Here is an 8,028-nt window from a genome sequence, read left to right as displayed (position 1 = left end):
GGGGACGACTATGGATGGCCTGTCTACGCCATCGCCGTCGCCGAAGGCTGCGTCGACGGAGAAGCGGTCGGGGATCAGTGCGCTTCGCGGTTGAGAGCCCGCATGGTGCGGGCACCCGCCCCGCCCGGGATGGAGCGGCTCCGCCAACGGGGCCTTTACCTCCTCAATGAGCTGGGCAAACGGGGCGCGACCTCTACCCCGCTGATCCGGGCCGCCCTGGCTGAGCTCGGGACGGAGTGGCTGGAGGCCGACCTGCGCGCCTGCCCCGGGGCCGTCGCGGCGCTGGGGCGCGCATCCGATGCACGGTGGACGCCCAATGCCGTCACCCGTTTCGATCACGATCCCACGGTGGCCGACTACCTGGAGGGTCTGACGCTCCACGCGGACGCTGTCCGGGTGGAGTTCCAGCAACACTTCAGGCGCTCGACCTACATCGGGGAAGCCGGGGAAGGCACGCCCGCTGGCTGGGCCGTGGATCTGGCGGCGGTGATCGAACCCTGCTGGCGCCCCGCGAACACGCCGCCGCCGTGGTCGGCGGAGAGCTGAGCCCCATCCCGCCGATCCAGTTCAAGACGGACAGCGCAGGCCCGCTCAGTTCGACGGCCACTCGAACAGCTGGTCGCCGGCCGACTCCAGGTCGCTGGCGCATCGCGGCTGCACCGGATGGGTGCGGCGGCCGTTCTCGTACATGTGGCCGATCGGTTCGGACTGATAGCAGACGACCGCCTGTTCGCCGTTCGGCGTGATGGCCAGATTCCAGTTCACGCTGCCGCCAGCGCGTGGGTCGTAGCCCGAGGCGACCAGGGCGGTCTCGGTGCGGAAGATCGGAACCACCACGGTGTCGCGGTCGCGCGCCAGCGCGATCGCCTCCGCCGGAGCGCCCGACGTCTCCAGGGCCCGGCGCACGTCGGGATGGTCGATGAAGGCGACCCCGTCCACTTCATCGAACGGATATTTGCCGACATAGGCCGACAGCGGCGGCGCGGCCTGGGCGACAGGCGCGCCGGCCCCGGCCGGCGGGGCGGGTTCCGCGGGTGCGGCGGGCGCTTCGCTTTCAGCGGCGGTGCAGGCGGACGCCAGGACGGCGAAGGCGGCGGCGGCGACCAGACGTTTCATGACGAACTCCGTGGGACTGTCTCCAGACTAGGGAGGAAAGCCGTGACCGGAAAGCCGCCATGAGGCGCCGGGAACTGACGCCTCGCGCCTACAGGTTCAGCAGCGCCGGGTCGCCGCCCTGGGCGGAGATGTTGTTGCTGATGGCCTTTTCCGACGCATAGCGGATCAGGCTGTAGGGGCCGCCCGCCTTGGGACCGGTGCCCGACAGGCCTTCGCCGCCGAAGGGCTGGACGCCGACGACCGCGCCGATGATCGAGCGGTTGATGTAGACGTTGCCGGCGGGGACCAGGCGCGCGACCTCGTCGGCGAAGGCCTCGATGCGGCTGTGCACGCCCAGGGTCAGGCCGTAGCCGCGCTGGGCCAGCTTGGACGCCGTCTCCTTCAGCTTCGAAGGCTCGTAGCGGCAGACGTGCAGGATCGGGCCGAAGACCTCGCGCTCCAGATAGTCCGGGGTCGGGATCTCGGCGATGGTCGGGGCGAACAGGTGGCCCTTCTCCGCGCCCGCGGGCAGTTCGGCGCGGGCGATGATCTTCGCGTCGCCGCCGAGACGGGTCAGGTGGGCGTCGAGCGCAGCCTTGGCGTCGGCGTCGATGACCGGGCCGATGTCGGTGGCGGGATCGGAGGGGTCGCCCACGACCTGGGCCGCCAGCGCGCCCTTCAGACCCTCGATCAGGGCGTCGGCGGCGTCATGCGGGACATAGAGCAGGCGCAGGGCCGAGCAGCGCTGACCGGACGAGCCGAAGGCCGACAGGATGACGTCGTCGATGACCTGTTCCTTCAGCGCCGTGGTGTCCACGAACATGCCGTTCAGGCCGCCGGTCTCGGCGATGAAGGGGATGATGGCGCCCGGGCGGGCGGCCAGGGAGCGGTTGATCAGGGTCGCGGTGTCGGTGCCGCCGGTGAAGGCGACGCCGTCGATGCCGGGGTGCGAGACCAGGGTCGCGCCGACCGTCTCGCCCCGGCCCGGGACGAGGGCCAGCAGGTCGGGGTTCAGCCCGGCCTTGTAGTACAGGCGCACGGCCTCGGCGGCGATCAGCGGGGTCTGTTCGGCGGGCTTGGCCAGGACCGCGTTACCGGCGGCCAGGGCTGCGGCGATCTGGCCGGTGAAGATGGCCAGCGGGAAGTTCCACGGGCTGATGCAGGCGAAGACGCCTCGGCCATGCAGGACCAGCTGGTTGATCTCGCCGACCGGGCCCTTCAGCTCGGTCGGGCCGCCGAAGTCGCGTTCGGCCAGCATCGCGTAGTAGCGGCAGAAGTCGGCGGCCTCGCGGATCTCGGCGACGGCGTCGTTCAGGGTCTTGCCGGCTTCGCGCGACAGCAGGGCGACCAGACGATCCATGTCGGCCTCGAGCGCGTCGGCCATGGCGCGCAGCACCGGGGCGCGGCCCAGGCCGCCCTTGCGGTCCCAGGCGACCTGGGCGCGGGCGGCGGCGTCGACGGCGGCGTCGATGTCGGCGGCCGTGGCTTCGGAGACGTGGCCGAGGACCTGGGTCGTGTCGAAGGGATTGGTCACGTCCTGGGCGTGGGTCCCGGCCTTCAGCTTGCCGCCGATGAGGGGGCCGGCGGTCAGCTTCTCGCTGTCGACCTTTTCAAGGGCGCGGGCATGGCGCTCGCGGTCGGCGGCCTGGCTGTAGTCGCGGCCCAGCGAGTTCTGGCGGTCCATGTACATATCCTTCGGGGTCGGGATCTTGGCGTGACGGTCGGGATGGGCCTCGACGGTCGTGATGGGGTCGGCGGCGACGGCGGAGGCCGGGACGCGCTCGTCCAGCAGGGCGTGGACGAAGGAGGAGTTGGCGCCGTTCTCGAGCAGACGGCGCACCAGATAGGGCAGCAGGTCCTCATGCCCGCCGACGGGGGCGTAGGCGCGCACCGTAACGGGCCCGAAGGCGTCGCGGGCAGCGTCGTACAGGGCCTCGCCCATGCCGTGCAGGCGCTGGAACTCGATCTTCACGCCGCGCTCTGACGCCATCTTGTAGACGGCGGCCAGGGAGTGGGCGTTGTGGGTCGCGAACTGGCTGTAGATGTGCGGCGCGGCCTCGATCATCAGGCGGGCGCAGACCAGGTAGTTCAGGTCGGTCGCGGCCTTGGTGGTGAAGACCGGATAGTCGGTGCGGCCGAACTGCTGGGCGCGCTTGATCTCGGTGTCCCAGTAGGCGCCCTTGACCAGACGGACCATCAGCCGGCGGCCCGACGACTTCGCCAGCTCGGCCACGCGGCGGATCACCTCGGGGCAGCGCTTCTGATAGGCCTGCACCGCCAGGCCCAGACCGGTCCAGGCGCCCAGTTCGGGCTCGCGGGCGAGACGGTCCAGCAGCTTCAGCGACAGGGCGAGGCGGTCGGCCTCCTCCGCGTCCATGGTGAAGTTGATGTCGTACTTGGCCGCGATCAGGGCCAGGCGCTTGATGCGCGGATAGAGCTCGGACCAGACGCGGGCCTCATGCGTCGCCTCGTAGCGCGGCGACAGGGCCGACAGCTTGACCGAGACGCCGTGGCCGACCTCGGGCCCCTGGCCCTTGGAGGTCTTGCCCACCGCCTCGATGGCGTCGGCGTAGATCTTCTCGTAGCGCTCGGCGTCATGGGCGGTGCGGGCGCCCTCGCCCAGCATGTCGAAGGAGCAGAGCCAGCCTTCCTTGTTGGACCGCTTCAGCGCGCCCTCGATGGTGCGGCCGACCACGAACTGCTCGCCCATGATGCGGACGGCGGCGGCGACGGCCTCGCGGATGACCGGCTCGCCCAGGCGGCCCACGATGCGCTTTAGGAAGCCGGGCAGGTCGGTGCGGGCCTCCTCGTCCACGTCGACCAGCTTGCCGGTCAGCATCAGGCCCCAGGTGGAGGCGTTGACGAACAGGCTGTCGGACTGGCCCAGGTGGCTGGCCCAGTCGGCGGAGCCGATCTTCTCGGCGATCAGGCGGTCGCGGGTCTCTTCGTCCGGGGTGCGCAGCAGGGCCTCGGCCAGGCACATCAGGGCCAGGCCCTCGCGGGTGCCGAGCGAGAACTCCTGCAGGAAGCTTTCGACCACCCCCTGCTTCTTCACGCTGGCGCGGGCGCGTTCCACCAGGTCGGTGGCGGAGGCCAGGACGGCGGCGCGCTCGCCCGCGTCGAGGGGGATCCGGTCCAGCAGGCCGCGGACGGTCGCGGTCTCGTCGGCGAATTTGCCGTGATCCAGGGTGTCCCAGACGGCGACGCTGGAGGGGGAGAAGGCGGTCGTCATGGGCGGGATGTCCTGAGCTTGAAGCGCATATATGGCGGACACTGCCGAATGTGCATCGTATGATACTCTCGGGAGCCGAAGATCGTTCGGCGCGGGAGCCGTTTTGGCGATGGATAATCTGGACGCTGTGGACCGCCGCCTGCTCAAGGCGCTGCAGGAGGACGGCCGTCTGTCCAACGCGGAACTGGCCCGGCGGTGCAATCTGTCGGCCGCGGCCTGCTTCGAGCGGGTCCGGCGGCTCCGCGAAAAGAAAGTGATCACCGGCTACGCCGCCCTGATCGATCCGGCCAAGGTCGGGCGGGGGCTGATGATCTTCGTCGAGGTGCTGCTGGACCGGACCACGGGCGACATGTTCGAGGCTTTCGCGGAGGCCGTGCGCCGCCAACCCGAGGTGCTGGAGTGCCACATGGTCGCCGGCGGCTTCGACTATCTGATCAAGGCCCGGGTCGGCGACATGGACGCCTACCGCGCCTTCCTGGGCGACGTGCTGGTGCGGATGCCCGGCGTGCGCGAGACCCGAACCTACGCCGTTCTCGAAGAGGTGAAGGCGACGACGGCGCTGCCGCTTTAACCGCGTCTCGCCAACGTCGTCGCAAACCGCTAGACCGGTTGCCCGATCAACGGCGGAGCCTCCCGGCCCACATGCGCATCGTTCTGGCCACCGACGCCTGGGAGCCCCAGGTCAACGGCGTCGTCCGCACCCTGTCCCGGATCACGGCGGAATGCCGGGCCATGGGCCATGAGGTCGAGGTCGTCGAGCCCAGCCAGTTCAAGACCATCCCCTGCCCCACCTATCCGGAGATCCGGCTGGCGCTGGGGGCCGAGGAAGAGATCCGCGAACGGCTGCGCGCCTTCGAGCCCGAGGCGGTTCACATCGCCACCGAGGGCCCCATCGGCATCGCCACGCGCCGCATCTGCGTGGAATGGAAGCTGCCGTTCACGACCAGCTACCACACCAAATTCCCCGAGTACGTCTCGGCCCGGTTCCCTATCCCGGTGCAGGTCGGCTACGCCTACATGAAGTGGTTCCACAAGCCGTCGGGACGGCTGATGGTCGCCACCCCGACCCTGCGCGACGAGCTGACGGCGCACGGCTTCCGCAACGTGTCGCCGTGGACGCGGGGCGTGGACACCGAGCAGTTCAACCCCGACCTGCCGCGCATCTATGACGAGCTGGGCGGCAAGGACTGGCCGCGGCCCTTCTTCCTGAACGTCGGCCGGGTGGCGGTCGAGAAGAACATCGAATCCTTCCTGGAGCAGGACCTGCCCGGCACCAAGATCGTGGTCGGCGACGGCCCGGCCCGCGCCGAGCTGCAGGAGAAATACCCGGAAGCGAAATTCCTGGGCGCCCGGTTCGGCGAGGAGCTGGCGCGGTGCTTCCGCGACGCGGACGTCTTCGTCTTCCCGAGCTGGACCGACACGTTCGGCCTGGTGATCCTGGAGGCCATGGCCACGGGCACGCCGGTGGCCGCCTATCCGGCGCACGGCCCGATCGACATCATCCCGGGCTCCGACGCCGGGGCGATCGACAAGGATCTGCGGAGAGCCTGCCTGGAGGCGCTGAAGTGCGACCGGGCCACGGTGCGCGCCTATGCCGAGAAATTCAGCTGGCGGGCCTCGGCCGAGCAGTTCATCGAGAACCTGCAGCCCTACCCGGAACCGGATCGCGGGCGCTTCTGGCGGCGGCTGCGCCGGATCGCGCGGCTGCGGCGCAAGGCGGCGGCGTAAAGCGCCGGACGCTTCCGTCGGCGCCGCCTCGCGGTCAGGGGGGAGTTCGAGACGACGCCGACGGGCCGGCCCATCGGCAAACGAGCCGCACACAACCTATAGCACGCGTCAGGTTAACGACACATCCTTTAGTTACATGGATGGTCACCCGGGGCGACGGGCGAAGACCAGAGACAGAAAAGGCCCCGGATCGCTCCGGGGCCTTTCTCGTATCGGCGGGGCCGATCCTACTTCGTCGGCGCGGTCATGACCGTCAGCGCCTGGGCGATGGCGCGCTGGGCGACCAGCTGGTCCTCGGGCAGCGGCACCAGGCCGCGGTCCTGCAGGTAGCCGCCACGACCGGCGGCGGCCTCGGACATGAACTCCATCACGAACTGCTCGAGGCCCGGGGTCACGCCCACGTGCTGCTTCTTGACGTAGATGTAGAGGCTGCGGGCCAGCGGGTAGGAGCCGTCGGCGATGGTGTCGGCCGAGGGGGCGACGCCGTCGATGGTCTCGGCCTTCACCGTGTCCATGTTCTGCTCGAGGAACGAGAAGCCGAACACGCCCAGCGAGCCCGGGGTGCGGGTCAGGGTCTGGACGATGGCGTTGTCGTTCTCGCCCGAGTCGATCCACAGCTGGTCCTCGCGGACGGTGTGGGCCAGGGTCTCGAAGCGGTCCTTGTCAGCGGCGGCCAGGGCGGCCAGCGACGGGATCTCCTTGGCGCCCGGGGCCATGCCCAGCTCCAGGAAGGCGTCGCGGGTGCCCGAGGTGGGCGGCGGGCCGTAGACCTGGATGCGCTGGGCCGGCAGGGCCGGGTTCACCTGCTGCCAGGTGGTGGCCGGGTTGGCGACGAGGGCGCCGCCGGCGCCCGGAACTTCCTTGGCCAGACCGAGGTAGAGGTCTTCCAGGCGGAAGTTGAAGCTGTTGCCGCTGCGGGCGGTGGCGATGACGATGCCGTCGAAGCCGATCTTGATCTCGACGATGTCGGTGACGCCGTTCTTCTGGCACAGCTCGAACTCCGACTTCTTCATCGGACGCGAGGCGTTGGCGATGTCCGGGGTCGAGGGGCCGACGCCCTGGCAGAAGGCCTGGATGCCGCCGCCGGTGCCCAGCGATTCGACGCGCGGGGCGGCGCCGCCCGAGGTGCGCTGGAAGTTTTCGGCCACGCGGGTGGAGAAGGGGAAGACGGTCGAGGAGCCGGCGGCCCAGATGCCCGCGCGCGGCGCTTGCGAACCGGGAGCGCCGGCGTTGTCGCCACAGGCGCCGAGGGCGAGAAGGGCGACCGCCGAGGCGGCGGCGAGCAGGGTGCGGGTCATCGTCAGTCTCCGGACAACGGGTGAGGTGCGCCGCTTAGACCAGAGGTTTGTGACGGTTGGGCGAAAGGGGAGGGATTAGGGGCTAGGGGCTAGGGGCAGAAACAATCCGACTCAGCGCCACGGACCTAACCCCTAGTCCCTAGCCCCTAATCCCTAGATATGGATGGCGTGTCCCAGCGCGCGCAGGGACGCCTCATGGAAGGCCTCGCCCAGGGTCGGGTGGACGTGGATGACGCCGGCGACGTCTTCCAGCACGGCCCCCATCTCCAGCATCTGGGCGAAGCTGTTGGACATCTCGGACACATGCTGGCCGACGGCCTGGACGCCCAGCAGGCGGTGGTCGGTCTTGGATGCGATGACGCGCACGAAGCCGCCGTCCTCGCCCGCCTCGATGGCTAGGGCGCGGCCGATGGCCATCAGGGGGAAGACCGCCTGGATGACGTCGTCGCGGCCCGCCACGTCCTGCGGACCGAGGCCCGCCGAGACGATCTCCGGCTCGGTGAAGCAGACGGCGGCGATGGTGACGGGATCGAACTTGCGGTCATGGCCGGCGATGATCTCGGCGACCACCTCGCCCTGGGCCGAGCCCTTATGGGCCAGCATGGGTTCGCCGGTCAGGTCGCCGACGGCCCAGACGTTGCGCATGCTGGTGGCGCAGCGGTCATCGATCTTCAC

Annotated in this window: 6 protein-coding genes and 1 pseudogene; 3 read left to right on the top strand and 4 right to left on the bottom strand. The window is 69.9% G+C overall.

From position 1 onward, the window contains the following. Window positions 1-546: hypothetical protein (locus tag Q0C81_RS12605; protein WP_291838341.1), on the top strand; the 546-nt coding region annotated here is incomplete at its 5' end. Between the two features lie 45 nt (window positions 547-591). Here Q0C81_RS12605 and Q0C81_RS12600 read toward each other — a convergent pair. Both Q0C81_RS12600 and putA read right to left on the bottom strand, forming a co-directional pair. Next, window positions 592-1,116: a hypothetical protein gene (locus Q0C81_RS12600; protein WP_291838338.1), complete on the bottom strand. Its 525-nt coding sequence runs from the start codon at window positions 1,114-1,116 to the stop codon at window positions 592-594. Window positions 1,117-1,204: 88 nt separating this feature from the next. Then, window positions 1,205-4,327: a bifunctional proline dehydrogenase/L-glutamate gamma-semialdehyde dehydrogenase PutA gene (putA, locus tag Q0C81_RS12595; protein ID WP_291838335.1), complete on the bottom strand. Its 3,123-nt coding sequence runs from the start codon at window positions 4,325-4,327 to the stop codon at window positions 1,205-1,207. A 103-nt stretch (window positions 4,328-4,430) separates the two neighbouring features. On the opposite strand from putA, the gene Q0C81_RS12590 reads away from it, so the two are divergent. Together Q0C81_RS12590 and Q0C81_RS12585 are read left to right on the top strand one after the other, a co-directional pair. Continuing rightward, complete coding sequence (locus tag Q0C81_RS12590) at window positions 4,431-4,898, top strand: Lrp/AsnC ligand binding domain-containing protein (RefSeq protein WP_291838332.1); 468 nt, start codon at window positions 4,431-4,433, stop codon at window positions 4,896-4,898. A 71-nt stretch (window positions 4,899-4,969) separates the two neighbouring features. Beyond that, window positions 4,970-6,055, top strand: coding sequence for a glycosyltransferase family 1 protein (locus Q0C81_RS12585; RefSeq protein ID WP_291838329.1), 1,086 nt, complete (start codon window positions 4,970-4,972; stop codon window positions 6,053-6,055). Between the two features lie 227 nt (window positions 6,056-6,282). On the opposite strand, the gene Q0C81_RS12580 is transcribed toward Q0C81_RS12585, so the two are convergent. Together Q0C81_RS12580 and Q0C81_RS12575 are read right to left on the bottom strand one after the other, a co-directional pair. Continuing rightward, window positions 6,283-7,353, bottom strand: a complete 1,071-nt coding sequence (locus Q0C81_RS12580) for a substrate-binding domain-containing protein (RefSeq protein ID WP_291838327.1) — start codon at window positions 7,351-7,353, stop codon at window positions 6,283-6,285. A gap of 153 nt (window positions 7,354-7,506) precedes the next feature. After that, a pseudogene (locus Q0C81_RS12575) lies at window positions 7,507-8,028 on the bottom strand (dihydrolipoyl dehydrogenase); the annotation flags it as partial.

The sequence above is a fragment of the Brevundimonas sp. genome (genome assembly GCF_023259385.1).
GTDB lineage: Bacteria > Pseudomonadota > Alphaproteobacteria > Caulobacterales > Caulobacteraceae > Brevundimonas.
Note: the sequence above shows the minus strand (reverse complement) of the source record. Positions and strands in the feature narration are given on the sequence as shown.

Bases quoted from the DNA above. Each gene is read 5' to 3' on its own strand.
- Q0C81_RS12600 (WP_291838338.1), bottom strand. From the start codon at position 1,116: ATGAAACGTCTGGTCGCCGCCGCCGCCTTCGCCGTCCTGGCGTCCGCC.
- putA (WP_291838335.1), bottom strand. From the start codon at position 4,327: ATGACGACCGCCTTCTCCCCCTCCAGCGTCGCCGTCTGGGACACCCTG.
- Q0C81_RS12585 (WP_291838329.1), top strand. From the start codon at position 4,970: ATGCGCATCGTTCTGGCCACCGACGCCTGGGAGCCCCAGGTCAACGGC.
- Q0C81_RS12580 (WP_291838327.1), bottom strand. From the start codon at position 7,353: ATGACCCGCACCCTGCTCGCCGCCGCCTCGGCGGTCGCCCTTCTCGCC.